Source organism: Halalkalicoccus sp. NIPERK01, assembly GCF_030287405.1.
Classification (GTDB): domain Archaea; phylum Halobacteriota; class Halobacteria; order Halobacteriales; family Halalkalicoccaceae; genus Halalkalicoccus.
Window position 1 is genome coordinate 42,639 of record NZ_JASVVV010000001.1, and the last position, 26,809, is coordinate 69,447.

Sequence of the window (26,809 nt, forward strand, 5' to 3'; positions counted from 1 at the left end):
AAATGGGCGACTCAAACCAATCTATCAGTTCAAAGAGTGACGAATTTCAGCCAGTAAAAGCTGAGACCATTCTTCCGACAAAAACGGTCGGGATTGAGTGTCTAAAGGAAGCGAATCCGGAGACTATGTCTCCTCACCGAAATATCTTCAAGTGGTTTGCTCGACGCCCTACCGCTGCGACTCGGTTAGCGTTGCTGGCATCTATCCTTCCAGAGGAGACTACGAACGATGAATTACTGAAGCTGATGTGCATCGGGCCGAACAAGGAGTTGAATGGCAGTATCTCTGACTACGTTCTTCAAAAATATTCGACAAAGGACGACCGCGACGGAAGTATTGAAGAGCATTTCGGGTACGAGTATCCGCACCGGCAAGTCCCATCGAAAGAAAAGTTGGCTGAGTTCCATGAGGAACTGAAGCAACAGTGGGGGGGCGAACTCCCCACAGTTCTTGACCCCACTTCGGGAGGAGGAACAATTCCTCTTGAATCGCTTAGGTACGGATTGCCCACGATAGCAAATGAGCTGAATCCCGTTGCGTGGCTCTTGAACAAGGTCATTCTGGACTACGCACCTACCGTGGGCTCAATAGAGTCAGATGTGAAGAGCTGGATGGAAAAAATTGAAACTGAAGTCCAGAAGGAGTTGAAGCAATATTTCCCAGAGCGTAGTGGCATTGCCCCCGACCACTACTACCGAGCTTACAGCATCACATGTCCATCTTGTGGTGATAGACTCCCAATCTCGAACCGTTGGTACTTCAATCGGCGAAGGGAGGCTGCTATTTATCCAGTCCTACAAGAGGGTAAACTCGAATTCCAAGTAATCAATCCGACAAAGACAGAAACAAGAGAGGGTTACGACCCCAGTAGTGGTTCGGTGAGTGGGGGAGACGCTGAGTGTCCGTTCTGTGGGGTAGTAACTGAGAGGTCACAAATTGTCGACCTCTTCAGCAAGGGTGAATTTGAGTTCGAGGTATGTGGCGTGAGATACGAGAAAGCCATTGGTGGCACGAGATATCATGCACCCACAGAAGCCGATAAAGAGGCACTTCAAAAGGCACGTGAGAGGGTTGAATCAGACTTACATCTCTCGACCTTGTTAGCTACCGAACGGTACGAAGGATATTACGACCGCGCTGTGCCATATGGAATAACCCAGTGGCGCGATGTCTACAGCCCACGACAATTACTGACGCATGCTGCGTATCTTGAAGCTTTCAACGAAGTTAAAAGCGATATCGTTGCGAAGCACTCAGAGAAGGAAGCAGAATTGATACTCACTCTACTATCATTTATATCTGTGAAGTTGATTCGCCGGAACTCAAGATTAAACCCAATTACTTCTGATTACGGCTCTCCGGACAATATGTTGGGGAATAATAATTTCTCTTTCCAATGGCATTTCGGGGAGAGCAACTTGATGACGGGGACATACAGCTATCAATCTGAAGCAGATAATGTATTGGACAGTTATGAGGAGACGGTCGATTATGTAAATCACATTGACGATGCAGCAGATGTCCATCAGGGTGACGCTGGGGACCTACCTCTTGATGATGGCTCTATCCAGAGTGTGGTTATTGACCCGCCGTACGGCGATAATATCATGTATTCGGAAATCGCCGATGCATTCCACGTTTGGCTCAGAGAGTATTTGAGAGATATATTTGCAGATGCTTTCAGTCCACCCGAGACCAATAAGACCGATGAAGCAGTCGAAAACCCGGTTATCGTGAACCCGAAAGAAGGGCAATCTACTGCAGAAGCCGCAAGAGAGCGGTATGAGGAGAAAATGAGAGGAATCTTCTCTGAGGTTTTCCGAGTTCTACAGTCCGGAGGGACGCTGACGATATACTTTACCGACAAGGAAGTTAACGCGTGGGATTCTCTTACTATGTCTATTATCCGCTCCGGTTTCATTATCTCGGCTACTCATACTATTACTAGCGAAGTGCCAAATCGAATTGGTGTTCAAAAAAACGCCTCTGCCGATAGTACGCTTCTATTGACCTGCCGTAAACCAAAGCGGAAACCTGAAAATCGGACACCCACTCTTTGGCGAGACATCAGACACGAAACCCGCTCTGTTGCACGGCAGAAAGCGACTGAATTGCTAGAGTCCGATTACAATCTCACGAAGACGGATATGATTATCAGCGCTTTCGGCCCCACTCTACGCGTTTTTACTCAAGAATATCCTGTTGTGGATGATAAAGACAATCCAGTACGTCCGAAAGAGGCACTCACTGAAGCGAGAGCAGCAGTAACAGAAGTGATTATTGACCATGAATTATCTGGCGACCTCGAAACAGTCGATTCACTCAGCACATGGTACATCCTGTCGTGGCTCGTTTATGAAAGCGAGAGCATTCCGTATGACGAGGCTCGTCAGCTGGGCCTGGGTGTCGGGGTACAGATTGATGATATAAAGCAGAAAACGAAAATCTGGAGCAAAAGCCGGGACGACTTGGTCGTGAAGGGTCAGGACTACCGTGTTAGAGATTTCACTGCAATAGAAGCAGGTGAAAAGAGAAGAAAGCGGGCATATCCCGTGAATCCCACAGACACATCCTTTGACTACGATATCGATGCAGTACATGCAGCTCTCAATGTTCTACAGACCAAGGGGAGCGATTTTGCCTGGAATTGGCTACAGGATAGAGGCCTGCAAAACTCTACGTCGTTCAAACGGACTATTGAAAGTCTAATTCAAGTCCTGCCCGAAGAGCACCCAGACCGAGAGCTCTTGGTAAATCTAGCATCAGGTGAAACAGGAGAGTTGCTGGATATCGACCAAGAAACAATTACGACCAGTAAATCAAAGACGACTGGACGAACAACTCTCCAAGACTTTTAATCCTGATGGGATTACCCGAAACAGACTGGCAGCGCGTATATGAGAGCACATTTAGAGGCAACAAGACACTCGTTAGTTCATTTTATCGTCCTCTATTAAGAGAGTCCGTCCAATATGACCGCCTCGCTGGCTATCTGAGTCTACAAAACCTCGCGGATGCACTCCAAGGGATCGAGTCTGCGTTCGAATCTGATGGCGAAATCCGTATCATCGCCTCGAAGCGCCTGAGCCAAGAGAACAAACCGGTCCTCACCGACGACGCTCCACTCTCCGAGGAAGGCGAGTCACGACTCGCTCTCATCGCCCAAATGCTGGACGAGGGGCGACTCCAGCTCAAAATCGGAGAACCCCGGAATAACTCCGACTCAGGCATTTTCCATCCCAAGCTCGGCATCGCGACCGACGCCGACGGGAACCGAATCACGTTCGAGGGCAGCATCAACGAGACGTACAACGCGTGGTATCGCAACTACGAGCGATTCAAAGTCCACCGCTCGTGGGACGAGGTCGAGAACGAGTACGTCAAGGAGGATGTGAGGACTTTCGAGCGGCTTTGGAACGAGGAGCACGAGGATGTCGAGGTCACAGATATCGACGAGGCCATAGAGCGGGACATCCTCGACTGGCAGCCCGAGTCCGATGAAGAGGTTGAGGGGCACGTCGAACGCCTCAAGAAGTCGAGTGAGCCACCTGCCTCCGAAGCGACGGTCACTCGCATCGCCAACGAGCGCGAACTCCTCCCCGGTGCGCTTCATATCGCCGAGGATATCAGCTCGATTGACCCGTGGCCCCACCAGCGTGTCATCGCTGACACGGCGGCGAGCATTTATCCCGAGAGTCTCTTGTTTTGTGACGAGGTCGGCCTCGGGAAGACCATTGAGGCCGGGCTGACTATCTCTCGACTCCTCACTATCGGTGAGGTGAGCGACGCCCTGCTGCTTGTGCCGGCTACGGTCCAGCCACAGTGGCAGGAGGAGCTTCTGGAGAAGTTCAACATCAACGCCTACTCCTACGAGTACAGCGGCGCACAGCGCGTCCTACGTGACGCCTACGGTATCGAGCACTCACTCTCCGACTACGAGACCATCGATGCATGGGAAGACTCGCACATCGGCGAATTCGTCTCCGGTAGAGACGAGCCGACGGTCGTCCTCGCCTCGTGGCACACGGCCCGGCGCACACAGAATATGGGGATGTTCTCACCGACCGTTCACTGGCAGGAGGAGCATCCGGGTGACCCGCCGAAGGATAGCTTTGAGTGGGACCTAACGCTCGTCGACGAGGCTCACCACGGTCGCGAGGGGACGAATCTTTACAACTTGCTTACCGAGCTGCAGAACGACACGGCTTGCACCTACGTGCTGACTGCGACCCCGATGCAACTCGAAATCACTGAGCTATTCGACTTGCTTCGTCTCTGTGACCTCCCCGAGGGCTGGAACGACCGCGAGTCTTTCGATACGTACTTTGAGATACAGCAGGAGGTTGCGGAGACACTGGACGAGCTCGAAGCCGATGGGTCGAAGACCGTCGAAGAAATCCTCCCCGACCTTGCCTCGAAATGGAACTACGAGCCATACGAGGGGATTTCCTATCTCCGTACGTGGGTAGGAATGATTCAATCGTTCGTGAAAACCCACGATGATGTGAAGGAGCGAGTTGCAGATGAGGTCGACGACAGTAGCATCTCGTTGAGCGAACGCCGTCGGTTGAATCGAGTACTCGGAACCGGACGACTCGGGACACGCGATTGGGAGGACAAGTTCTCGAATCTCTCCGTAGAGAGCCTTCGTTACCTTCTCACCCTCGGGGAAGAGACCACACCAGTAAAATCGCGCGTATTCAGGAACACGCGACACACGCTTCGAATGTGCAAGAAAGCAGACCTCCTCGACGAGAACATCCCTCGCCGCGATATTGAAACTCGGTCCGTCGAACTTGGTGACGCGAAACCCCTCTATGACCGTGTTGAGACGTATATCAGCGATGTGTACGACCAGTCTAAGAAGCTACTGGAGGGCAAGGAAAAGACAGCAATCGGCTTTGTGATGACGACGTACCGGCAGAGACTCACCTCAAGTCTACACGCTATCGAGCAGTCTCTCAAACGTCGTCGTGAGAACCTTCGTTCCAATCTGAGAGACGCTTCTGAGATTTTAGAGAGTGACCTTCAAACGGGAGCCCTTGTCGACCGCGAAGAAGTGCTTCGCCGTGAATATGGCCTGAGAGTAGACCAGATTGGGGCTAATAGTTCTGCGGGTGAACGTGTCCGTCAGTTCGAACTGAGCGAACTGGAGGACTTCATCGCGCGACTCTATAATGTCCCTGAGGACCCGAAACTGGAGCAGTTGATGCAGGACCTTGGGGAGCTTAGTGCCCGTGCACGAGATACAGTCATCATCTTCACACAGTACACGGACACGCTGGACGCCATCAAAGAGAAAGTCTGTCTTAGCCATCACGACGTCGGCACCTACTCAGGTGCCGGAGGTGAGATATACGACGGCGATGAGTGGCAAGCAGTTAGTAAGGAGCGTGTGAAGCGGGAGTTCACTGACCCCGACGGCGACCTCTCGATTCTCGTGTGTACGGATTCCGCGAGTGAAGGGCTCAACCTTCAGGCGTGCGACGCACTGATTAACTACGACCTCCCGTGGAATCCGATGAAAGTCGAGCAACGGATTGGTCGTATTGACCGTATCGGACAGAGGAACGAGGAAGTACTCGTTTGGAACTACGTCTATGACGAAACGATAGAGGAGGACATCTATGAGCGACTCGGCGAGCGAATAAACCTCTTCGAGCAGGCAGTTGGCCCCCTTCGACCCATTCTGGAAGGTATCGAGGGCGAGGTCCAGAACGTCGCGATGGGAGAGTCAACGAAATCAGGCGAAGACATCGTCGCTGCTGCGGAGTCCCAATCGATGGAGGCCGAGCAGAAGTCCAGGCAAGTCGGTTTGTCTCAAGAGCTTGATGCGGTCCAGCCTGAAGACATCATTGAGGAGGCTAGGCTAGACGGCTGGACTGCGCCCCATCCAGATGTTGGTCGTATTGGGTACCCGGAACGACCGTTCGAACCTCTGGTGAACCCAGACGTATTCAAGCGATTGTTCACTCAGAGCCAGGCGCTACGGAATAAGGGATGGAGGTTCGAGATGCTCGACCGACAGCTGACTGAAGACGAAGAAGCGCCCTACAAGAAGCTCTACCGATTGGAAATTCCGGGAGATAAGAAGCCGCCTATCTCTAACAATCCACCGGAGGACACCGTTCAGGCGTTATATACTGATGAAGGGGAAGTGTTGGTTTCGTTCGACCCAGACGTACTCGAATGGTATCCCTCCGTCGTGATACCCCTCCCGCAACACGAGTTCTTTAGCTATCTCCTCCGAGAGCTCCTCGACGAACTCGGAGACTTCTCCGAGGAAAGCATCGTCCGCGTTGCAGGCGCTTACAACGAAGGGGTTACAGAGGTATGGTCAGGCGTATCCGCAGAAATCCCAGCACTTGTTGCAACGTATGCGACGACGGCGGAACGACGACTTACACTCGATGTCCGGCTTCCGAGTCAACAGGATGCGGAAACAACAATCACCCACTGGTTATCGAACTACCACGTGCAGTAGCAACTATTATTGTCTTTTCGACTACCGAACGAAGGTATGGCGATAGTACGTTGCCAAGACCATCCGCCTAGAAACACGAACTATACCATCGCAGTGAAGCCCGTCGGTTACCCGGAAACTGCCCTCATCTGCGGTCGGGATGACGAGCAACACGATGAAATCGGATGGGTGTATCTTCTTCCCGATGAGTATCGGGAGTACCAAGATGGAAAGAGGGTATTTGGACTGTGGGGTCCCGAGTCGTCATCCAGTGCAGCGAAAGTACGCGTAAGCGACGAGACGGTAGATAGATTAAACGAGTGGATGGATGAGGACGAGAGTTCCGGAATCCAGCTACAGTCCCAGTCAAGTATAGACCGATACTGACCTCCTCGGGTGGATTATCGGATGGGATTCAAACAGTCGCTACAACGCTAGAAGAGTGCTGAAGGTATCAAGTCGTGCTCTTGTGTACAAGCAATGACCGGCGACTTCATCGACAATGTATATAGGTGATGTCTCTCATGATTCCTCTACTGCTTTCCCCGCTCGCTTTCGTATATCTGGAGCACTGGCGAACCAGATGAAACTGTCACTGCGTGACACAGCGTGTCGCAATTCCCTTAGGGAGTGTTCCTAAAGGGATGGGAGAAATACCGCCCACCCACCTTATCGCAACTACCACAGTGGAAGTCGGGGTTGCACGCAGCGCACATCAGAAAATGCTAATCGCCATGCTCCACGGGAAGACTACGTTATTCACCGAGAGGGTATAGTGTTGCCGCTCAGCAGGACTACCTCACTGGAGTGGGTCGAACCCCTCCAGAACCTGCGTACGTCCATCCTTTTTATAGGTTATCCGTGCATTCTTGAACCGGAACTCGTCACCCGGATAAGCAAAGAACCCGTCCTTCAGGATGTCCGTCAGCGACCGTCCGCGCGGTAGCTTGCCGAACCGCAGCTGGAGCCTTGCATTCCGGTCGTCCTTCACCTCTACTCCATACCGTGCCTTGAACTGTGCCCAAGCGCTTTGCGTATCCTCTACTGCATCATCTGCGCGTATCGAGTCGGCTACGTCCGATAGCAAGCCTCGGACTGTATCCCGAATGTACGCCGACGCGAATCCGACTGAGCCCGCATGCACTTCAAGAACCCCGTTCAGTCGCTCGACGGTTCGATATATGGTTCGTTTCGACACCCCTGCATCATCCGCAAGTGTGCCGACCGGCATTTCAGCGCCCCCGTCTGCAAGCACTTCAAGCGCATCCATATCCGAGTGGGTGAGATTCGGATTTGCTGAAATCCCCTCTATCACCGTCGCGTTCTGCGTACGTCGTATCTCGGGTAGTGGGTCGTCTATCAACCGGAGCGCGCGCTTCGATTCAGTGACATCGAAGTGGACGTCCTCGACATATACCGACGGGTCCGCCTGTGTCGGGAGCCCTGCCCATGAGAGGACGTTTATGAGAGTTTCATCGAGCTCTCGCTGGAGCACGTCGCGGTCGTCCCACTTAACCGCTCCGTCGTCCGTCTGCTTCGAGAGATAACAGACGCTGACCTTTGGATGATAGAGCGGGTCGCCAGCATCTCCGTGGACGTTCTTCGGATGATAGTGTTTCACCTGCTTGCCGAGCGTATGACCCGATAGGAGCGCCGAAGCGCCCCTTGAGTCGAACTTGACGCGGTGGTAGTAGCCCTTCCGCTTGCGGTCGTCCTCGCGGAGCTCTCGGAAGTTCCCCTTGGAGCTGACGTGCTCAAAGATACGCTCCAGCGGTCCGTTCGACCCGATAACCACCGTTGCCTTTTCACGCTGAACACGAACGTATCGCTCGAACCTCCAGATATTGCTATAAGGGTGTATCTCCGCGAAGGAGTCCGGAGTAAGGCCGACCGCCGCCATAGCGCGCTGGAGCAGTACGGGATACGTCTCCAGCGGGAGGTTAGACCCGTCGAACCGCACGTTTACTCCCACTATATCAGGGCTAAATTCCATCTCAGGCCATCGTGGAGCTACCTGAAATGTAACGGCTGGAGGCGCTATCTGATCGTCCGCGTCCTCGGGAGCGACTCGAAGGACGTACTCTTTCACCGTCTTAAGCTCGAATTCTGGGTCGTCTCGCGGCTTTAGCCCGCTCTCCTTTGGCGTCAACTCTACGCTCCATATCTCACCTGCAAGACCGAACGTCCCTTCCGTTGCCTCGTAGTGGCCCTTGCTGTACGTGATAGCGTGCAATTCATAGTACGGCAAGAGCCCTTCGTCAGTAAATATCAGATGGCCAGATACCTCGTGTGGTGCTGGAGTAATCACTGATAGGCCCTCTGTTGGCGTAGCGTCCGTCGATTGCTCGCGGCAAGTCCGATTACTGGAGCCTTCCCGAACAACCGGCTCAGTCATCTATCAGCGCTCCAGTCGCCGCCGCTACCGGACAGTCCTCCGGGTGCGAGAGGCATCCAAACCGGTCAACCGGGAGTATTTCTCGACCACATCCCCGACATCTGGCGTACTCTTCGCCCCCCTGCTCGTCGGGTTCTTGATGGACCGTGAAGGGACGCTCATCAACCCACTGCTCGCGGGCGCGTTCGGCCCGATAGTCGTCGGGCGTCATAATCGCCCTTCCCTCCCTTTGAGGAGGTCTACAGGGTGGATACACCCTCCATTCGAGGTGTCGGCAAACTCCTCGATAGTCCGCTCCGATGAAGCGGACTCGTTCAGACCATTGTTCGTCCGTGTTTCAGCGTGTGTATCGTGGTGTTCCGTTATCATCGATGGGCGTTGAAAGCCCTGACACGCCGGGAGAACGACCGCAACGGGTCTGGATAACGCATATACCCCTGGAGGGAGAACGCACTATACGGCTCACCTCCGGCGGCATCGTCCGTCGGCGCGTAGGGCCGGCTGCGATACTTCGCCGCGTCAGACCGTTCCTGGCCAAAGTTCGGGTCTGACGCGGCGCACTCATCCTCCGTAGTGACGACTTTCAGCTGCATGCCTTATGCCGTCGATTCGCGGTCCTCGGCCATATCTGCCCAGGCTGAAAGCACCTCGTCGTAGGTGCGTTCGAACCCTTTCAGCCGGCGGATACGGTCTCGAAGACCTGGTGTAACCGGGATGGTGGCTTGCTCAGCCATACACCTACTCGATTCTGCAGACACATAATAGTAACGTTTATACGTAGTGTGATGGAATTACGTTACGATGCCGAACGAAGACCACCACGATATCTGGATAGACCGACCGACCGGTTTGCTGACTTCAAAAGAGCGTGACCTGCTCATCAATACTGGTGGCCTTGGTCAATCGGACGAAACACCGTCAGCCGAACGTCAACGGCGCGCGCGAATCCGGCAGCGGATGCTTCACAGCATCCTTGATTTTGCTATCCTGAATCCACCGCCTGAGAAGCTTACTGACATCTTTGAGGATATCGACGAGGCAATTGATGAAGACGGAAAACGCTATCCTCGAGAGTTCCACGAAGTGGTTGAAGACGACGAATCACCCACACTCCGAGATGGAATTGAAGGCATGTTCGAATTCTTATTCTACGTCCTCGGAGGTGTTCGACCGACAGCTGGCGGGCAGTTCGATGAATGTCTTTCTGCCGGCGGGAAAACAGCGTTCATTAGCACGCTCGCCGCGAATGGCGTTTCCATCGTTCCGGACCTACGACTTAAGCGCGAATACTCCGATACCATCGCTCTCGAAAAGGTCCGTGAACAACTGCACCAAGGTGAACTTCTGCTCCCCGAGGAGTACGAAGCGCTGAGACACGCCTATCCAGAGGACCAAGAACTCATACAGAAAGGAATGGACGATTGGCGCGACCGAATGGTTGAAGCAATAAATGGTGGCGACCACGAATGGCGCGAGCGCCATCGTCAGCAGCGTAAACAATGGCGGAGCGAAGCATCTGAAATCACTCTCGAAGCGGGCAACGAACTCCAATCAAGCGAAGACCAATAGAAAATCGATAGGGCGTAGTTGGTGTTGTTCAACAAACAATATATATACTTCCCACTCCTTTTGGCACTCGCAAATCGCCGGCCGTCACCGACCCGCAACCCGAAAATGGTTCAAATCACCTGCCAGATTGCCGAGGTCTTTTATATACACCCCGACGCCGTCGCTTGGATTCGAAACGAGTGAAAAACGAATGGGCGCTGCAGGATTTGAACCCGCGGCAACTTGGTCCGAAGCCAAGCACTCTGTCCAGACTGAGCTAAGCGCCCTACGGGAACCGGTTCGGGCTAGCCCCGTTTAACTCCCGCGATTTCCACTCCGACCCCGTATGCCATATCCGTGGCCTTCGGAACCATGGCACGGGTAACTCGGGACCCGGCCGCTCCTCCTCGATCCATTCCGGGTGAACCCCGGCAGCCGCATCCGGTACGGAGACCGGTCCGAATCCCTACAGATACGCCAGTCCGCCGGCCAGCATCAACACGACGCCGATCCCCAATCCGCTGTAGTTCATCGCGCCGGTGGGCGTCGTGATCTCGCTGTAGACGATCAGCGGGATCGCCAGCAGGACGAGTCCCCGGACGATCCAGCGCCGTCTCCTCGATCCCGCCGGTTCGGTCGTAGCGTCGAACGCCCGCCTGCTCGCCGCGAGATCGCCCGCGAGTTGGGTACAGTCGTGGTCGGCCGGGACGCGGCGTTCGATCAGTTCCCGCCACGCCCGTTCGTCGGCGCCGGCGTCCGCGTCACGCCCGACGGAACCCTCGGTCATCGTCGTCCCTTGCTCGCCGGCGCGCTTAACCCTTTGTCAGACACGTCTCACGCGGTTGATCAACTTCCCGGACCAGTCATCGACCGTTCGTATCGTCGTCCTTGAACTATCCGGCACGAGATATAAAGGGGTGTCCGACGAACTCGGAGGTATGGTACTCGGATCGATCGTCGCGTTCGTCGTTGCACTGCTCGTCGGCGGGTTGGCTATCTACCTCAGCGCCAACTTCGTCGTCGACGTTCAGGACTACAGCCACGCCGTGATCACGGCGCTCCTCGGGGCGATCGCGTGGGGACTGACCGCGTGGATCCCCCTGTTCGGCCCGATCCTCGCGCTGATCGTCTGGATCGGCGTGATCAACTGGCGCTATCCGGGCGGGTGGGTCGACGCCGCGATCATCGGGTTCATCGCCTGGATCGCCGCGCTCGCGCTGCTGTTCGTGCTGAACGCGGTTCTGAACCTCGGCGTCGGCGCGTTCGGCGTCCCGGGCGCCTAATCCCCGACCTCCTCGTTGACGAGGTCGACCGCGTTTCGCACCGCCCCGATCGAGGAGAGATAGCCGGCACCCACGCTCGCTTTGAGCGCCAGCGCCGCCCTTCCCCGGAGGATCGTCGGGCCGACCTGTGCGACCGCGCCGTCGCCGACGCTGACGAGCCACCCCGGCGAGTCGAACGTGAACCGCTCGGGTCGTGGGCCGAACCCGTCGTTCCCGCGGCCCGCGAGCGCCACGAGGCTCCGAGCGACGACGCGGGCCTCGCGGATCGCCGCCTGCGCGCTCGCGGGGACGGCCTCGCCGTCGTCGTCGACGACGCGGGCGGCGTCCCCGGCGACGAACGTCCGCGAGTCGAGTCGGAGGTCGCTGCGAACCGGCGGCCGTTCCCCGCCGAACGCGGCCGGCCCGCGGATCCCGCCGGTCCAGACGAACGCCTCGTAGGGGGTTCGCTCGCCATCGGCGGTCTCGATCGCCCCCTCCGTCGCGCGTTCGACGGTCGTTTCCGTCCGCACGTCGACCCCCCTCGTCTCGAGTTCCTCCGTGACCGCCGCCTGGAAGTTCGCCGGGAAGTTCGGCGCGACCGCGTCGAACTGTTCGAGCAGCGTGATCGAGAGGTCCCGGTCCATCGCGGCGAGTTCGCCCGCGACCTGCACCCCGGAGAGGCCCGCCCCGCCGACGACGACCCGCGACCCGTCCGTGACGCGCTCGCGGATCCGCTCGGCGTGTTCGAGGCGTTTCAACGGGACCGAGAACTCCTCGACGCCGGGCAGGTCGTAGTAGTTCGTTTCGGCACCGAGACAGACCGCCGCGTAGTCGTAGTCGATCTCGTCGTCGGCACAGCGCACGACCCGCTCGTCGCGGTCGATCGATTCGACTTCCATCTCCCTGACCTTCACCCGATCGAACAGCGATTCGAGGGGCAGGCGGATCACGTCGGCCAATCCGGGGTTGCGGATCACCCGGTGGAGTTCGTGCTGGATCAGGTGGGAGGGCTCTCGGTCCACGAGGACGACCTCGGCTTCGCGGAGTCCGTCTTCGAGACGTTTCGCCAGCGTCACCCCGGCGTAGCCCGCCCCACAGACGACGATTCGCATACTGGCGGTAGGGCCGGGGGCCTAAAAGAGGTGGTCGTCGACCAGCCGGGCGGGGCCGCCGACCTCCCAGATCTCGGTCTCGATACCCGCCTTCGCGACCTCGGTTTCGACCCGCTCGACGTGCTCCTCGGTGGTGTTGACGTAGACGCTCGCGCCGGTGTCCGTCGAGTAGTAAACCGGTACGCCCTCTTTGCGGAGCTCCCGCACGCGGTCGAAGATCTCGATCGTCTCGGGCTGCCAGTAGACCCACCCTGCAGGACCCGTCATGGTCGTCGCCGCGAGCGACAGCGAGTCGTGTTCCGCGAGTTCGAACGTCCGGTCGAAGTCCCCCTCGCGGAGCGCGTCCCGGAGTTCGGCGATCTGGCCGTGCATGTGGGCCATCCGCGCCTGAAACATGTGGCTGTCGGCGGCCTCCTCGTGGGCCTGCTCGGTCTCCTTGTACGAGGGGACGAGGCCGGCGACGATCCGTAGCTCGTCCTCCAGAGGGGTCTCGATGCGTTCGGAGCGACAGTCCTCGTCGTTCAGCCCCGTGTGGAGGTGGCTGAACGCGCCCGTGACCGCGCGCGCGGCCGAGGAGGAGCCCCGGCGGGCGACCGTCGAGACCGTCGGGAGCGAGAGGTCGAGTTCCGCGGCCCCGCACAGTGCCATCGCGGCCGCCGCGAACCCCGACGACGAGGAGCCGAAGCCGACGTTCGACCGGAAGGAGTTCTCGCTCTCGAGGCGGACCCGGTCGTCGGTCCCGGCGAGGTCGCGGACGTGATCGACCACCGCCTCGACGCGCTCGTACCCCCGTCCGTCGAGTTCCTCGCCGTCGACGACGTAGACGTCCTCCGCGCGGTCCTCGAAGACGGCGGTCGTCCGCGTGTGGCTCGGCGCGGTACAGACGCTGATGGAGTCGTGATACGGCAGTCTGAGGTCCGGGTCGCGCATCCCGTGGTACTTCGCGAGGCCCTGGATGGGGTGGGCGATCGCGGTCGCCTTCTTCATACCACGACCGGCGGGTGTCGCTCGCATAAACGCTGCGTTGTCGGCTGGAGCGGGACGACAGCGGGTCGAACGCACCGAGCGACACGACGCGCTCCGTCGTTCTACGGGGCGGCGCGACGCGAGGTTCGAAGGCTCGGTTCGCGTTTCGAGGTCGGGATACCCCGGTCGGCAACGCTCCGAGCGCGCCGTTTCACCGGATGGGACTGACCAGTAGGGTATTGCCTTCGTCACCCCTCCTGAGAGAGGAGAGCGTATCGACGATGACCCCGCTGGCACGCCCGCGAGGGCCCGATTCGGGTTCGCGCGTCGTCTCCCCGATGGCGACCGCCGCCGAGTACCTCCTCCCGCGTCCCTACGAGCGGTGGGCGGTGCTCGCACGCGACGAACTGACCGAGTCCTCGCCGCCGGTCCCGGCCGCGAAACGGCGCTGGCTCCATCGCCGCGGCTTTCGCAGGCGGGCCGCCCACCTCTACGACTTCGAGACGTACGGGCCCGACGAGTACCTCTCGGACGCCGCGCGCTACGTCCGCGCGTACTACCTGAATGGAGCGTGGCGCGACGCGATCGACAACAAACTGCTCTGTCACCTCCTGCTCGCGGAGTTCGACGAGCACCGCCCGACGGTCTACGGCCTTCTGCAGCGTGGCCGGCTTCACCCGATCGACGGGACGGCGTTTCCGACGTCCGACGGCGGACCCGCCGGCCGACTGCTGGGCCGGTCGATCGGCCCCGTCTCGTCGGTCGCCGACGGCGCGGACTGGTTCGTCGAACGCCTCGCCGACGAGCGATTAGTCTGCAAGCGGTTCAAGGGCGGGTCCGGAAAGCAGGTGTTGATCTGTGCGTTCGACGGCGGGCGATACACGATCAACGGCGAGGCCTGCTCCGAGGACGAGTTACGCGCGCGGATCGACGGGTTGGCGGACTACCTCGTGACCGAGTACGTCGCGCAGGCGGCCTACGCCGCGGCGGTGTATCCGGAATCGGTCAACACGATGCGCGTGCTCACGATGTACGACGAGGGGGCCGGCGAGGCGTTCGTCGCCGCTGCGACCCATCGCTTCGGCACCGAGCGCTCCGGCGAACTCGACAACTTCTCGCGGGGCGGGCTCTCGGTCGGCGTCGACCGCGAGACCGGTCGCTTGGGATCCGGCGTCCGGTACCTCCCGCCGGAGTACCCCGAGGAGTTCGAGACCCATCCCGACACGGGCGAGCGGATCGCCGGCCGCGAGGTCCCGGGCTGGAAGCGCATCGAGGCCGATCTGCTGGCGATCGCGGACCGTCTCTCGTACATCCCCTACATCGGGTGGGACCTCGTCGTCACCGGCAAGGGGGAGTTCTCGATCATCGAGGCCAACAACAACACCTCCGCGCTGATCCAGACGCACGAACCCCTGCTCCGCGACGAGCGGGCACGTCGCTTCTACGAGCGCCACGGCGTGATCTGATGCTGTCGGCTGTAACTGTGTGGCGATTCTCCCCACCCCGTAGCGGCGAGGATCCGTAACGACGTACAGCCGACGGTATGAGCGACGGGAACCGAACCGCTCAACACCCCCCGACGGCGAGTCCGGGTATGGGAACCCGACTGGACTCGCCCGCGGACCAGGCCGCCGAGGTCGTCGATCGCCTCGCGGAGGCCTACCCCGACAGCACCATCTCGCTTCGCTTCTCCGATCGGTTGGAACTCCTGATCGCGGTGATCCTCTCGGCGCAGTGTACCGACGAGCGGGTCAACGCGGTGACCGAGGACCTCTTCGCGAAGTACGACGGCCCCGAGGACTACGCGACCGCGGATCAGGAAGAACTGGCCGAGGACATCTCCTCGATCACCTACTACAACAACAAGGCGGGCTACATCCGCGAGGCCTGCGAGATCATCGCCGCCGAACACGACGGCGAGGTACCCGACACGATGGCCGAACTCACCGACCTCCCCGGGGTTGGGCGGAAGACCGCGAACGTCGTCCTCCAGCACGGCCACCAACTGGTGGAGGGCGTCGTCGTCGACACGCACGTCCAGCGTCTCACGCGGCGGCTCGGGATCACCGAGGAACACACCCCCGAGAGGATCGAACGCGAACTGATGGACCTCCTTCCGAGGGAGCGCTGGCAGGCGTTCACCCACCTCTGTATCAGTCACGGCCGGGCGACGTGTACGGCGCGAAACCCCGACTGTGCCGGGTGCGTCCTCGAGGACGTCTGTCCGTCCTCGAAACTCGACAACGGGGTGGATCTGGCGAGCGGCGAGGCGTGGTAGGCCGGCGGGCGCGGGGCCAACGGTTTTCATACTGGACCGAGAAGGCGAGGGTGTCATGACCGAATCAGACGAACACGGCCGGGACGTCACGCTCGACAAGGAGAAGGACGAGGAGAGCGAGGCCGACGTCGACGAGGAGGTCGAACGCGAACAGGAGGAGGAGCGCCGACGAAAGCAAGAAGAGGAGGCCGAGGAGAAACTCGACGCCGAGGACGAACAGCGCGAGGCCGCCGCCGAGGAGACCGCCAACCCCGACGCCCACCGCGACGAGCGCCCCTTCAACAGCTGAGACGGGCCGCCGCTACGCGTAGAGGTAGGTCAGGGCGTACTGGGCGAGGCCCAGCAGGTAGGCGATCAGCCAGCAGGCGAGGTAGCCGACGACGCCGACCCGCAGGCGGAAGCGCCACGCGCCCATGTTCTCGTGGAGGTCGTCGATGTCGATCCCCTGCTCGGGGTCGCCGTAGAGGTCGTGGCGTCGTTTCGCCTGAAAGATGCGGACGATCCCCGTCAGCGCGAACAGCAGGAAGGCGTAGGCCTGTACCCCGAAGATGGCGTGCATCGCCTGGAGCCCGCTGAGCCGGTCGAACAGTCGCGGGGCCATCCAGCCGAGGACGGGACCGGTGGTGAGGACGAGCCCGGTGAAGATGTACCTGAGGTGGCGCGTCAGCACCGCCCACGTGACGGGATCGTTCTCGATGACGATCCACGCCCCGTAGAGGTAGAACGGAAAGCTCACGGTGACCAGCAGGGCTGTGATCGTCGCCCAGACGACGGCGTTGGCCATCACCGTCACTTGGTGTGGGGGTGCGTTAAGCGGCCCGAATCCGCCCGTCCCGGAACACGTATGCCCGGCCCGGCCCAACGTTCGGGCAATGGCTGACGGTCGTCCCTCCGAGCGCGAGGGCTCAGAGCGGGACGCAGACGAGGGCCCGCCCCCCGAAGAGGAGTTCGACTTCGAGGAGTTCGGCCCCGATGACATGGCGCGGATGGACGCCGACGACTGGGAGGCGGCGTTCGATCCCGACTCGTGGATCACCGGCCGGGAGCTGATCGACCGGGTCGAGGCCGACCTGAAATCGCGGATCGCGAGCCGCGACGTCTTCGCGGTGCTCGAACGGTTCGAGGACCCGCCGCGGCTGCTCGCCTATTCGGACGAGGGATACGCGATCGTCTACCCCGACGGGAGCGTCGAGGGACGGGGGACGGTCGTCCGGGACGTGAAGCCGTCGGTCGCGCTCTGCTCGATGGACGACTACGAGGTGTCCGATCCCCCCGAGGAGTGGTCGCTCCCCGATCCCGAGTCGGTGCCCGAGGGCAGCGGCGACCTGGGCAACAAGATGTTACAGGTGATCGCCTTCGGGATGCTGCTCGCCGGTATCGGGGCGTTCGCGGGGCTGTTCGTCGGGGACGTCGGCGGCGCGGCCGTGATCGTCCTGGTCGTGGCGCTGATCTTCGTCGCCGCGAGCGTCTTCCTCTTTCTGGTGGTCGCGAACGCGCGGCTCTCGGATCGGTTCCGCGCGGTTGAGTACCGCGAGCGCCTCCGGGCGGCCGGCGTCTCCTCGGGCGAGCGCCCGGAGTTCGTCCCGGTCGAGGACGGCGAGATCGAGCCGATCCCCGAGGGCGAACGAGCGGGGAAATAGCCGCCCACGGGCCGTTCGCGCCGGACTCGACCTCACCGTCATCGGTGGGTTTAAGCGAACACGGTCCTGATTCCCGCTCGTATGAAGAGGCGGGAGTTTATCACGGCGGCGGGTGTCGGGAGCGCCGCGACGGCGGCGGGCGTAACCGGAGCCGTCGGTACCGCGGCCGCCCAGGAAGAGGAGCCCGACTGGCCCGACTTCGTCTCCGAGGCGAACGAGTACTCGAGCGGCGAGACCGAGGACCTCCGTGGCCAGGACGAAGCCACCGTCCAGGTCGGCGCCGGTGACGGGCTGGCGTTCGACCCGCCGGCGATCTGGATCGACGCGGGCACCAACGTGATCTGGGAGTGGACCGGCGAGGGCGGCGGCCACAACGTCGCCGGCCAGGAGGGCGAAGAGTACGCGAGCGACGTCAACGACCAGGCGGGGTTCACCTTCGAACACACCTTCGAGGAGGACGGCCAGATCAACACCTACCAGTGTGACCCCCACGCCGGACAGGGGATGCACGGCGGCGTGGCCGTCGGCGAGGTCCCCACCCGCGAAGTGCAAGAAGGCGGCACGACGGACATCCACGAGATGGGCGTCCAACTCCAGGAGCACTACATCGGCATCGGGGCCATGCTGATGATCTCCGTCTCGCTCGTGTTCACGTTCTTCGTGCTGAAATACGGCGAATCCAGCCACGCGAAGGGGGGCAACTGAGATGTCCTCGTCGGGAAGCACCTACGGCGACATCCACCGCTACGAACCCGCCCGCGAGAGCACGGTCGCCGTGATCGCGATCGTGCTGTTGACGATCCTCGAAGTCGTCCTCGTCGCGCTGTTCACCTACGGGCTGATCACGGCGTGGGGGACGACGCAGGTCGGCAACATCTACCTCGGCGTGCTGCTCGCGATGATCTTCATCAATCTGGCGTTCATTCTCGTGCTGTACAGAAAGGAGTTCCTCCCCGACGTGATGATCGTCAAGAAACGCCGCCGGAAGTGGGAGGACCTCTACGTCCGCGAGGAGCAGGCCGAGGGCGAGGAGTTCGCGGACGGCGCACTGGAGCACTTCAAACGCGCGGTCTACCCATACTACAAGAAGAACTAACAATGTCAGCAGACGAAGACAAGTATCCGGTCGAATCGGATCGACGGCGGTTCGTCAAGGGCGTCGTCGGCGCGGGCGCGATCGCCGCGATCGGCTCGACGGGCGCGGCGGCGGTCAACACCGCGACGCCACCGACGGGATCGGGCGGCGGAATCACCCCCTTCATGGGGATCGAACGCATCGACGGTCCGGCCCCCCGCGGCATGCCGATCATCCCGGTCGAGATCGCCGAGGACGGAACGATCAGCGGTCGGTGGCCCCAGGTCGTCGAGGAACAGGTCCAGGGACAGACCGAGTATCTCGCACAGGAGGATCTCGGTGGGATCACCTACTCATCGCAGTGGTTCCAGTACTGTGGGAAACAGACCTCCCCGGCGTTGCTCCCGCAGGCGGAGCAGGACAACCGGTTCCTCTCGTCCGCACAGACGCAGTACCAGTGGCAGACCGAGGCCCTCAGCGAGGGCGATCCGCTCAACATCTCCCACTTCGATGACTACGAGGAGTGGGGCAACGAGATCGGCACCGAAGGGGCCGGGAAGCCCGCCGCCGCGACGTGGCGCTCGGACGGACTGGACGGCGGTGACGTCCTCCAGGTGATCGTCATGCGGAGTCCGTTGATCGAGGAGGCCGCCCAGAACGACGAGTTCCTCGAGGCGGCCACCCAGGACGGGGTGTTCGCGTACCTCAACGTCTGTACGCACTTCTGTTGTGTCCCCGGCTTCAAGGTCTCGGAGACCGCAGAGCGGTTCCAGGACGGGAACGTCATCTACTGTCAGTGTCACGCGTCGGTCTACGACCCGTTTACGGTCCTCGAACAGTCGTTCCTCTCGTTCCCCCAGCCCGACGACGTCGAGGCGCCCGAAGGCGGTGGCGGAGGCGGCGGGGGCGGCGGCAGCGGAGGAGGCGGAGGCGGTGAAGGAGGCGGCGGTGGCGGAGAGAGCAGCGGCGGAGGAGGAGGCGGTGGCGAAGAGGGCGGCGGTGGCGAAGGCGGTGGGAGCAGTGGCGGAGAGGGCGGTGGCGAAAGCGGCAGTGGCGGCGAAGGCGGCGGTGAGGGATCCGGCTCCGAAGGTAGCGAGGGCGGTGAGGGGCAATGAGCCTCGAACGAACGGACGAGCACGACCACCGGGGCTGGATGCAAGAACGGGACCTCTCGCCGATCGAGCAGGGCTATCTGATGACCCTGATGTGGCTCGACAAGCGCTTTCGCGTCGTCGACTACCTCGAACTGCTGGAGACGATGTACTACCGCGTCAACCTCCAGATGCCGAAGAGCCACACCGAGCAGTACAACCTCGACAACAAGTTCTGGTACTGGTACCCGCTGTACTCGCTGGGAGCCTTCTCGACGATCGCGTACATCGTCGCCGCCGTGACCGGTGCGCTGCTCGGGTTCTACTACGCCCCGTCGACCGCCGCCACGGAGGAGGCGACCGTCGCCTACGACGGCGTCGTGGCCATCATGCAGGAGATGAACTTCGGGTACTTCCTCCGGAGCCTGCACCGGTGGTCCGCCCAGATCATGACCGCGGCGGTGTTCCTCCACATGTTACGGGTCTACTTCACGGGCGCGTACAAGGAGCCCCGTGAGGTCAACTGGCTGATCGGGATCGTCCTGATCAGCCTGACGATGGCCTTCGGGTACACCGGCTACCTGCTGCCGTGGACGCAACTGTCGTACTGGGCCGGCCAGATCGGCGTCGAGATGGCGCTGTCGGTCCCCTTCATCGGCGAGTGGGTCGCCCAGCTGGTGTTCGGCGGGTTCAGTCTCGGCGCACCGACGCTCCAGCGGATGTACATCCTCCACGTGTTCGTCCTGCCGTTCGTGGTGACGGCGCTGATCGCGCTGCACATCGGCATCGTCTGGATGCAGGGAATCGCGGAGCCACACTGATCGACCATGAGCGACAACACTTCAGACACCGACGGCGGAGAGCCCCAGACCGACGGGGGCGGCGTCCCGGCCGTCCCGCCGGACGACGAGACGCCGACCTGGCGCGAGCGCAAGGAGCGCACCCAGGGGCTCTCGAGACTGACCTACGAGTACTTCGAGCGCTCCCGGCGCGAGGACCAGGACCTCCGCCAGGAGTCGACGTACGTCGAGCGCGACGTCCTCGGGTTCCCGACGTGGCCCCACGAGACGATCCGCAACCTCGCGTTGACCTCGTTTTTCGTCGGGATGATGTTCCTCGTGGCCGCGGCGGCCCCGCCACACATGCCGGAAGCGGCCGACCCGAGTTCGACGCCGCCCGTGATCCTGCCCGACTGGTATCTCTACTGGTCGTACGGCCTGCTCCACCTCAATCCGATCAACCCCGAACTCGCGATCCTCGGCGGCGAGAAGCTGGTGAGCGACCGCGTCTACGGCGTGATGGCGAACATCGTCGTCGTCAGCGTCATCGCCATCGTTCCCTTCCTGAACAAGGGCAGTGCGCGACGACCGGTCGAGGAGCCGTTCTGGGCGGCGCTCGGGGTCGGCGGCGTCATCTTCGCGATCACCATCGCGGCCCTCCCGCTGGAGGACATGATCACGTTCATCCCCGGCGAACTCGTGTTCAATCTGGTCTTCTTCCTGCCGTTGATCGGCTTCTTCCTCGCGTACGCCATCCTGAAGACGATGCGCGAGGGCTACATGTATTCGCTCAACCGACGGTACTACCGGCTTCGACCGCCGAGGTAATACGTCCGCCCGCCCACCGTTCCGGTATGCCGGACTCGCCCCCCGAGGAGTCAGAGGACGCAAGCGTCGTCGTCCCGATGCGCGTCTACAAGACCGTCACCGTCTTCTCGACGCTCTTCGCGGTCGTCGGCGTCGTCGGCGGGTTCGTCCTGCTCGACGTCGCGACCGACCGCGCACAGGCCGACCTCGCGGAAGTCAGCCCGCTCCTCGCCCTGCTGGGCGTGGCGTTGATCGTTCTCTCGGCGGCGGTGTACGCCTTCTCGACTCGTTTCCAGGCCACGGAAATGGGAAACGCTAAAGATGCCGAGGGCGAAGGGTCGAACAATGAGTGACGAGTTCGTCAAGGGGTTCGGCGTCCTGACGACCGCCGGCCTGTTCTGGTTCATCGTCTCGGCGTGGTTCAACACGGAGAGTTTCGGCGGGACGCAACTGATCGCGCCGAACCCCGACGACGTCGGACTGTACGCGGACGTGTTAATCGCGATCAAGGACGTCGCCTTCTGGTTCGCCATCCTCGGCGCGCTGACCTTCTGGGTCGTCATTCCCGCCGCCCGCGAGAGTCGGCGAGCCTACGAGGAACGCCGGCAAAACGCCGAGTAAGCGTCTTTTCTACCCGTTCTCGCCTCGAACGTCCGTACTGCCGAGAGCCACGACCGTCTCTCGCGGTCGCCCGCTCGGGAACACCGCCGTTGGTCTCCGGCGACGAGGCTCCGGGTCAGCGGTCGTGAACCGATCGGTCGGTCTCTCGCCGAACGCGACTCGATAGAGAAGGGGTTCGTCCCGTTCATCCTGTCGGTCATACCCCGTGAATCGGCCGGTGGCAGGGCACGAGTGACTCGCGCTGTGGTCCGTCGAATCAGGGACGTGCCGTTGAACGTCCCCTGATCGACGGTATCAGATGACGGGGCTCCAGAACGACCCGAACAGCGTGACGAGGACGATGAAGCCCGCGTAGACGAGGACGAACAGCGACGCGCCGATGGACGACTTGGGCGGTTCGAGCGGCCGGTCGGTTCGCGCCTCGACCAGTCGCGCCTCGAACTCGAAGAAGTCGGCGATGAAGGCCGTCAGCGCGAACGCCGCGAGGGCGACGCCGAAGTGCAGGTCCACCATGACGTAGGCGAACGTCGCCAGTACGAGCGCGAGCGTGGTCAGCGTGTGAAGCGAGGAGCGCTCGATCCCGTCGGGACCGTTTTCGTCGGCCTGCGAGACGTGCGAGCGATGCGCGAGGAACCTGGTTACGACGTTTGCGATCGCAAGGGCGAAGACGACGAACGGGATCGCCGCCTCGGCCGCCCCGACCTGCAGGGGTTGCATACCCGGATAACGGACGTTGTTCCATTAGAGTGTTTCCAATTATCGCCTCGCTAGAGACGAAGCGTCCGTACGTGTCCGTCGACCGCAAGACGCACACGCTGATCGGGGTCGACGACGCCGTACTCCGTGTCGTCGACAAGCAACGAGACCTCCCCCTCGTCGCGCAGCACCGACAGCCCCAGCGCGCTCGTATCGAGTACCCAGCGGGTGGCCTGGGTGTGGAACGGGGCGATCGGCACGACACAGAGCGCCTCCGCCGTCGGAGCGAGCGTCGGTCCGCCCGCGGCGGCGGCGTATCCGTGGCTCCCGGCGGGCGTCGCGACCACGACGCCGTCGGCGCGGAACGCCGCCACCCGCTCGTCGGCGTGGTCGACGGCGTACTCCGAGATCCGCGCCGGTTCGGTGGTGACGAGGGTCACGTCCATGAACGCGCTGGCGGTCGACTCGCCATCGATGGAGACCGAGAGGATCGGGTGGGTGTGTTCGGTCGCGTCGCCGGCGAGGGCGGCGAGGATCGCCCTCCGGTCGGCGCTCCCGGGACCGATGTCCGTATCGACTGGGAGGATCGGTACGGCCGGGCGCTCGCGTGCGACCGCAAGCAGCGCGCGCTCGCCGACGGTGACGACGACCGAGGGGTTTTCCTCCACCACGTCCGCCGGCACCGCCGTCCGGACCGGATGCCCTGCGGCCTCGATCGTCTCGACCACCCGCTCGGCGGTTCCGACGACATGGACCGTCACCGCCGACCCACCCGGGAGCGATCCCACATACCTCGGGCTACGCCCCGCAGGGCAAAAGCCTGCGGGATCACTCGCCGTAAGGCCAGTCGCCGATGACCTTCATGCCCGCCGCCTGGCCCTCGTCTTCGAGCGCCGCCGCGATCTCCTCGGGGGCGCGGTGCTCGATCGTCGTCCCCTCGCGGGCGAGGTCGACCACGAGTTCGGTCAGCACGACCGCCTGCTCGCGCAGGTCGCGCACGTCGACCTTCTCTATGGTGTCGGCGAAGGTGTGGCCCCACCCGCGACCCAGTTCGCCGGTGTCGCTCATGACGTGATAGCCCGGCACCCCCCACTGGGCGAACGGCCAGTGGTCGCTGTGTGGCCCCATCCGTGGAACCGTCTTCACCGGGTGGTCGAACCGGTCTGCGACCCGCTCTGCGGCCGCTTCGAGTTCGGAAAAGCCGTGCGTGTAGAACTCCAGCGTGCGCCCGCGGACGACCCCGTCGCTGTTGACGATCGCCTCGATCGACCCGTGATCGGCGTTCGCGGCGTGGTGATCCGATCCCACCAACCCCACCTCCTCCGCGCCGTAGACGACGAACTCGACTCTCGTTTCGAGTTCGTCCGACCGCTCGGAGAGCGCGTTCGCGATCTCGATCACCATCGCCGTGCCCGCGCCGTTGTCGCTCGCGCCCTCCGCGATGTCGTGGGCGTCGACGTGGCCCGTCACCAACACGGCCTCGTCGGTGTCGGGGCCCATCTCGGCGTGGACGTTCTGACTCCTCGCCTCGTCGATCTCGGCCTCGACTGCGATCGAGACCTCCCGGCCGTCGAACCGCCGTGCGAGGCGCGCGCCGACCTCGCTGCTCACGCCGACCGCGGGGATATCGCCGATGGGCTCCTCGGGCGTGCCGACGCTTCCCGTCGGCGGGAGACAGCCCTCGACGTGGTTGCGGTAGACGAAGGCGCTTGCCCCGCCCGCGACGGCGTAGTAGTACTTCTCGCGGCGGTGGATGTACCGGTCGAAGTACTCGGGGACGTCGCTTCGGACCATCACGACCCTCCCCTCGATGTCCGCCTCCTCGAAGTCCTCGGGCAGACCATACCCGAGATCGATCAGTTCGCCGGCGGCCTCCTCGCTGGGGCTCCGGGGGAGTGCGATACAGGCCTGGACGGTCCCGTCGGCCCGGATCTCGCTGTCGCCCCGAACCCAGCCCTGAATCGGGAACTCCTCCAGGCGGGCGTTTCGCGCGCCCGCCTCCGCGAGCGCGTCGCGGGTCAGTTCCGCGCCGCGACGCTCGCCCTCGGTGCCCGCCATCCGGTTCTCGAGGTCGACGAGGGCCTCAAGGTGGTCCCGACCCACTGTGCTGGTGAACGTCTTTCCTATCCAGTCTGTCATACCGTGTCGTGATCCGGACCGAATCCTAAACGTTTCGAAACGAAACGCCGTTTCGGGAGGCGATACGCGGCCAGTAGCTAGATGCGGTTTCGTGAGAAGTAGGCGACGTGTTGAGAGTCGCTGTGTCCCCGGCTGGCTACGAGACTTCCTATCTACGCCGTGAATTTCTGAACACTCGGACCGCGGTCCGGTGCGGACCGAGCGCGCGAAGCGCGCTCGGTTTTTTGGAGGAGATTTTTGCGGCGAGTGGTGCGCGAAGCGCACCCGAGCCGTAAAAAGGTCCGTTTACAAGATGCGTTTCCCGAGCGCGCTCGCGGCGAGTTCGACCGCGAGGCTCGCCGTCTCGTTCTCGGAGTCGAGGATCGGGTTGACCTCGACGACCTCGAGCGAGCGCAACGCCCCGCTGTTGGCGACGATCTCGAGGGCGGTGTGGGCCTCGCGGTAGGTGACGCCCCCGCGGACGGGCGTGCCGACGCCGGGGGCTTCCTTGGGGTCGAGCCAGTCGAGGTCGAGGCTGACGTGGATCCCGTCGGCGGCCCCGCTCGCGACCTCGATCGCCGCCTCGGTGACGGCCGTGATCCCCCGCTCGTCGATGTCGGACATCGTGTAGGCGGTGACGGGGCTCTCGCGGATCGCGACGCGTTCCTTCTCGTCGATGCTTCGAAGCCCGACGAGCGCGACGTTCTCGGGGTCGATCGAGGCGTTGGCCCAGTCGGTGTCGGCAAAGGAGCCGTGGCCGAGCGCGGCGGCCAGCGGCATCCCGTGGACGTTGCCGCTGGGGGAGGTCTCGGGCGTGTTGAAATCGCCGTGGGCGTCGAACCACAGGACGCCGACCTCGGCGTTACGACTCGATCCCTGCATGGACCCGATCGCGATCGAGTGATCGCCGCCGAGGACGAGCGGGAACTCCCCGTTGGCGAGGCCGTCGGCGACCTCGTCGGCGAGCCGTTCGCAGACGTCCCGGACCTCCTTTACGAACTTCGCCGATCCGCTCGGGGGCGTCTCGGCGTCCGGATCGCGCTCCTCCGCGCGTGGGACCTCCAGATCGCCCCGGTCGATCGAGGTCCGCCCGCTCGCGGCGAGTTCGTCGGCGAGTCCCGCGTACCGGATCGCCGACGGTCCCATGTCCACTCCCCGGCGATCCGCGCCGTAGTCCAGCGGCGCACCGATGACTCTGACCCGTTCTCTCATGGCCGGCCAATCGGGTATCGCCGGATTAAACCTGCGGATTTCCCCTCGGCAATCGGAGTGATCACCCGAGGAGACCCCTGGAGGGTGGCGATCCGAACGGGTGTGATACGGTATTCGTCGCATTTAAGCGAATCTATACCGAAGGGGGGCTATGTCATCGATCGAACTCACGCCGAGTCAGAAAACCATCCTCACCGCGTTGATCAACCTCCACCGGGAGGCCGAGGACGCGGTCAAGGGCGAGGACATCGCCGAGGAGGTAGATCGGAACCCGGGAACGATCAGAAACCAGATGCAGAGCCTGAAGGCGCTCCAACTGGTCGAGGGCGTCCCCGGGCCGAAGGGCGGCTACAAGCCGACCGCGACCGCCTACGAGGCGCTCGACGTCCAGCAGATGGACGAACCCGCGGCGGTCCCCCTGGAGCACAACGGCGAACCCGTAGAGGACGTGAACGTCGAGGAGATCGACCTCTCGAGCGTTCACCACCCCGAACTCTGCCGGGCGGAGATCCACATCCAGGGGTCGGTACGGGAGTACCACGAGGGCGACTCCGTGACCGTCGGCCCGACGCCGCTCTCGCGGCTCGTCATCGAGGGGACCGTCGACGGCAAGGACGACACGAACAACATCCTCATCCTGCAGATCGACGACATGCGGGCGCCGGCCGACGACGCCGGCCACTGAGCGGTCGTCCTCCGTTCGTCGCCGTTCGTCGGGCGTCCCGTTCCCCGTCTTTTTCGCCGGG

At 61.9% G+C, this 26,809-nt stretch carries 28 protein-coding genes and 1 tRNA gene; 17 read left to right on the forward strand and 12 right to left on the reverse strand.

Going from position 1 to position 26,809, the window contains the following annotated elements; translation table 11 throughout:
- Positions 1-2 precede the first annotated feature (2 nt).
- Genes QRT08_RS00245 through QRT08_RS00255 form a run of 3 tightly spaced genes read left to right on the forward strand, consistent with a single transcriptional unit; the run spans position 3 to position 6,850 of the window.
- On the forward strand, positions 3-2,858 hold the full coding sequence (locus tag QRT08_RS00245) for a DUF1156 domain-containing protein (protein ID WP_286043568.1): 2,856 nt from the start codon (positions 3-5) through the stop codon (positions 2,856-2,858).
- A gap of 5 nt (positions 2,859-2,863) precedes the next feature.
- Positions 2,864-6,484 (forward strand): DEAD/DEAH box helicase, encoded by a 3,621-nt coding sequence (locus QRT08_RS00250; RefSeq protein ID WP_286043569.1) that lies wholly within the window; start codon positions 2,864-2,866, stop codon positions 6,482-6,484.
- A 36-nt stretch (positions 6,485-6,520) separates the two neighbouring features.
- Positions 6,521-6,850, forward strand: coding sequence for a hypothetical protein (locus tag QRT08_RS00255; RefSeq protein ID WP_286043570.1), 330 nt, complete (start codon positions 6,521-6,523; stop codon positions 6,848-6,850).
- A 412-nt stretch (positions 6,851-7,262) separates the two neighbouring features.
- Here the strand turns inward: QRT08_RS00255 and QRT08_RS00260 are convergent, their stop codons facing one another.
- The 3 genes from QRT08_RS00260 to QRT08_RS00265 form a co-directional block, all read right to left on the reverse strand.
- Positions 7,263-8,858: a DUF7845 domain-containing protein gene (locus QRT08_RS00260; protein WP_286043571.1), complete on the reverse strand. Its 1,596-nt coding sequence runs from the start codon at positions 8,856-8,858 to the stop codon at positions 7,263-7,265.
- Positions 8,851-9,069 carry a DUF8118 domain-containing protein gene (locus QRT08_RS19005; protein WP_483299906.1) on the reverse strand — a complete coding sequence of 73 codons (219 nt, stop codon included), beginning with the start codon at positions 9,067-9,069 and terminating at the stop codon, positions 8,851-8,853. The genes QRT08_RS00260 and QRT08_RS19005 overlap by 8 nt, the downstream gene beginning before the upstream one ends.
- 385 nt (positions 9,070-9,454) lie before the next feature.
- A complete protein-coding gene (locus QRT08_RS00265; RefSeq protein WP_286043572.1) occupies positions 9,455-9,592 on the reverse strand; it encodes a hypothetical protein in 138 nt (45 codons plus the stop codon).
- A gap of 67 nt (positions 9,593-9,659) precedes the next feature.
- Here QRT08_RS00265 and QRT08_RS00270 point away from each other — a divergent pair, with 67 nt between their 5' ends.
- On the forward strand, positions 9,660-10,427 hold the full coding sequence (locus QRT08_RS00270; protein WP_286043573.1) for a DUF8102 family protein: 768 nt from the start codon (positions 9,660-9,662) through the stop codon (positions 10,425-10,427).
- Between the two features lie 191 nt (positions 10,428-10,618).
- Here QRT08_RS00270 and QRT08_RS00275 read toward each other — a convergent pair.
- Positions 10,619-10,693: transfer RNA gene (locus QRT08_RS00275), tRNA-Arg, on the reverse strand.
- Positions 10,694-10,872: 179 nt separating this feature from the next.
- Positions 10,873-11,193, reverse strand: coding sequence for a hypothetical protein (locus QRT08_RS00280; protein ID WP_286043574.1), 321 nt, complete (start codon positions 11,191-11,193; stop codon positions 10,873-10,875).
- 151 nt (positions 11,194-11,344) lie between these two features.
- Between QRT08_RS00280 and QRT08_RS00285 the strand changes: the two genes are divergently transcribed.
- Positions 11,345-11,689: a hypothetical protein gene (locus QRT08_RS00285; RefSeq protein ID WP_286043575.1), complete on the forward strand. Its 345-nt coding sequence runs from the start codon at positions 11,345-11,347 to the stop codon at positions 11,687-11,689.
- Here the strand turns inward: QRT08_RS00285 and QRT08_RS00290 are convergent.
- Complete coding sequence (locus QRT08_RS00290) at positions 11,686-12,780, reverse strand: NAD(P)/FAD-dependent oxidoreductase (RefSeq protein WP_286043576.1); 1,095 nt, start codon at positions 12,778-12,780, stop codon at positions 11,686-11,688. The genes QRT08_RS00285 and QRT08_RS00290 overlap by 4 nt on opposite strands.
- A 21-nt stretch (positions 12,781-12,801) precedes the next feature.
- Positions 12,802-13,767: a phosphomevalonate decarboxylase MvaD gene (gene mvaD, locus QRT08_RS00295; RefSeq protein WP_286043577.1), complete on the reverse strand. Its 966-nt coding sequence runs from the start codon at positions 13,765-13,767 to the stop codon at positions 12,802-12,804.
- A gap of 260 nt (positions 13,768-14,027) precedes the next feature.
- Between mvaD and QRT08_RS00300 the strand changes: the two genes are divergently transcribed.
- From QRT08_RS00300 to QRT08_RS00310, 3 genes are all read left to right on the forward strand, one after another.
- Positions 14,028-15,212 carry a sugar-transfer associated ATP-grasp domain-containing protein gene (locus QRT08_RS00300; RefSeq protein WP_286043578.1) on the forward strand — a complete coding sequence of 395 codons (1,185 nt, stop codon included), beginning with the start codon at positions 14,028-14,030 and terminating at the stop codon, positions 15,210-15,212.
- Between the two features lie 128 nt (positions 15,213-15,340).
- Positions 15,341-16,024 carry an endonuclease III gene (nth, locus tag QRT08_RS00305; protein WP_286043579.1) on the forward strand — a complete coding sequence of 228 codons (684 nt, stop codon included), beginning with the start codon at positions 15,341-15,343 and terminating at the stop codon, positions 16,022-16,024.
- A gap of 55 nt (positions 16,025-16,079) precedes the next feature.
- A complete protein-coding gene (locus QRT08_RS00310) occupies positions 16,080-16,313 on the forward strand; it encodes a hypothetical protein (RefSeq protein WP_286043580.1) in 234 nt (77 codons plus the stop codon).
- Between the two features lie 12 nt (positions 16,314-16,325).
- On the opposite strand, the gene QRT08_RS00315 is transcribed toward QRT08_RS00310, so the two are convergent.
- A complete protein-coding gene (locus tag QRT08_RS00315; RefSeq protein WP_286043581.1) occupies positions 16,326-16,808 on the reverse strand; it encodes a DUF7321 family protein in 483 nt (160 codons plus the stop codon).
- 88 nt (positions 16,809-16,896) lie between these two features.
- Between QRT08_RS00315 and QRT08_RS00320 the strand changes: the two genes are divergently transcribed.
- From QRT08_RS00320 to QRT08_RS00355, 8 genes are all read left to right on the forward strand, one after another.
- Positions 16,897-17,664 carry a DUF7319 domain-containing protein gene (locus QRT08_RS00320; protein ID WP_286043582.1) on the forward strand — a complete coding sequence of 256 codons (768 nt, stop codon included), beginning with the start codon at positions 16,897-16,899 and terminating at the stop codon, positions 17,662-17,664.
- Positions 17,665-17,745: 81 nt separating this feature from the next.
- A complete protein-coding gene (locus QRT08_RS00325) occupies positions 17,746-18,369 on the forward strand; it encodes a halocyanin domain-containing protein (protein ID WP_286043583.1) in 624 nt (207 codons plus the stop codon).
- A 1-nt stretch (position 18,370) separates the two neighbouring features.
- Entirely contained in the window at positions 18,371-18,760 is a 390-nt protein-coding gene (locus QRT08_RS00330) for a DUF7318 family protein (RefSeq protein WP_286043584.1), read from the forward strand.
- Between the two features lie 2 nt (positions 18,761-18,762).
- Positions 18,763-19,854: a ubiquinol-cytochrome c reductase iron-sulfur subunit gene (locus tag QRT08_RS00335; RefSeq protein ID WP_369684809.1), complete on the forward strand. Its 1,092-nt coding sequence runs from the start codon at positions 18,763-18,765 to the stop codon at positions 19,852-19,854.
- Positions 19,851-20,651, forward strand: coding sequence for a cytochrome b (locus tag QRT08_RS00340; protein ID WP_286043585.1), 801 nt, complete (start codon positions 19,851-19,853; stop codon positions 20,649-20,651). The genes QRT08_RS00335 and QRT08_RS00340 overlap by 4 nt, the downstream gene beginning before the upstream one ends.
- A gap of 6 nt (positions 20,652-20,657) precedes the next feature.
- Positions 20,658-21,437, forward strand: a complete 780-nt coding sequence (locus tag QRT08_RS00345; RefSeq protein WP_286043586.1) for a cytochrome b family protein — start codon at positions 20,658-20,660, stop codon at positions 21,435-21,437.
- 26 nt (positions 21,438-21,463) lie between these two features.
- Positions 21,464-21,769, forward strand: a complete 306-nt coding sequence (locus QRT08_RS00350) for a DUF7315 family membrane protein (RefSeq protein ID WP_286043587.1) — start codon at positions 21,464-21,466, stop codon at positions 21,767-21,769.
- A complete protein-coding gene (locus QRT08_RS00355) occupies positions 21,762-22,037 on the forward strand; it encodes a DUF7314 family protein (RefSeq protein WP_286043588.1) in 276 nt (91 codons plus the stop codon). The genes QRT08_RS00350 and QRT08_RS00355 overlap by 8 nt, the downstream gene beginning before the upstream one ends.
- A gap of 294 nt (positions 22,038-22,331) precedes the next feature.
- Here QRT08_RS00355 and QRT08_RS00360 read toward each other — a convergent pair whose 3' ends face one another.
- The 4 genes from QRT08_RS00360 to rocF form a co-directional block, all read right to left on the reverse strand.
- Positions 22,332-22,754, reverse strand: a complete 423-nt coding sequence (locus QRT08_RS00360; RefSeq protein WP_286043589.1) for a DUF7313 family protein — start codon at positions 22,752-22,754, stop codon at positions 22,332-22,334.
- Positions 22,755-22,804: 50 nt separating this feature from the next.
- Positions 22,805-23,521 carry an NAD(+)/NADH kinase gene (locus QRT08_RS18760; RefSeq protein WP_286043590.1) on the reverse strand — a complete coding sequence of 239 codons (717 nt, stop codon included), beginning with the start codon at positions 23,519-23,521 and terminating at the stop codon, positions 22,805-22,807.
- Between the two features lie 40 nt (positions 23,522-23,561).
- Positions 23,562-24,872, reverse strand: coding sequence for a M28 family peptidase (locus QRT08_RS00370; protein WP_286043591.1), 1,311 nt, complete (start codon positions 24,870-24,872; stop codon positions 23,562-23,564).
- 285 nt (positions 24,873-25,157) lie between these two features.
- The gene (gene rocF / locus QRT08_RS00375; RefSeq protein ID WP_286043592.1) at positions 25,158-26,063 is read right to left on the reverse strand and encodes an arginase; all 906 of its coding nucleotides are present in this window, start codon (positions 26,061-26,063) and stop codon (positions 25,158-25,160) included.
- Between the two features lie 151 nt (positions 26,064-26,214).
- On the opposite strand from rocF, the gene QRT08_RS00380 reads away from it, so the two are divergent.
- The gene (locus tag QRT08_RS00380) at positions 26,215-26,748 is read left to right on the forward strand and encodes an Rrf2 family transcriptional regulator (protein ID WP_286043593.1); all 534 of its coding nucleotides are present in this window, start codon (positions 26,215-26,217) and stop codon (positions 26,746-26,748) included.
- The last annotated feature ends 61 nt before the right edge of the window (positions 26,749-26,809 follow it).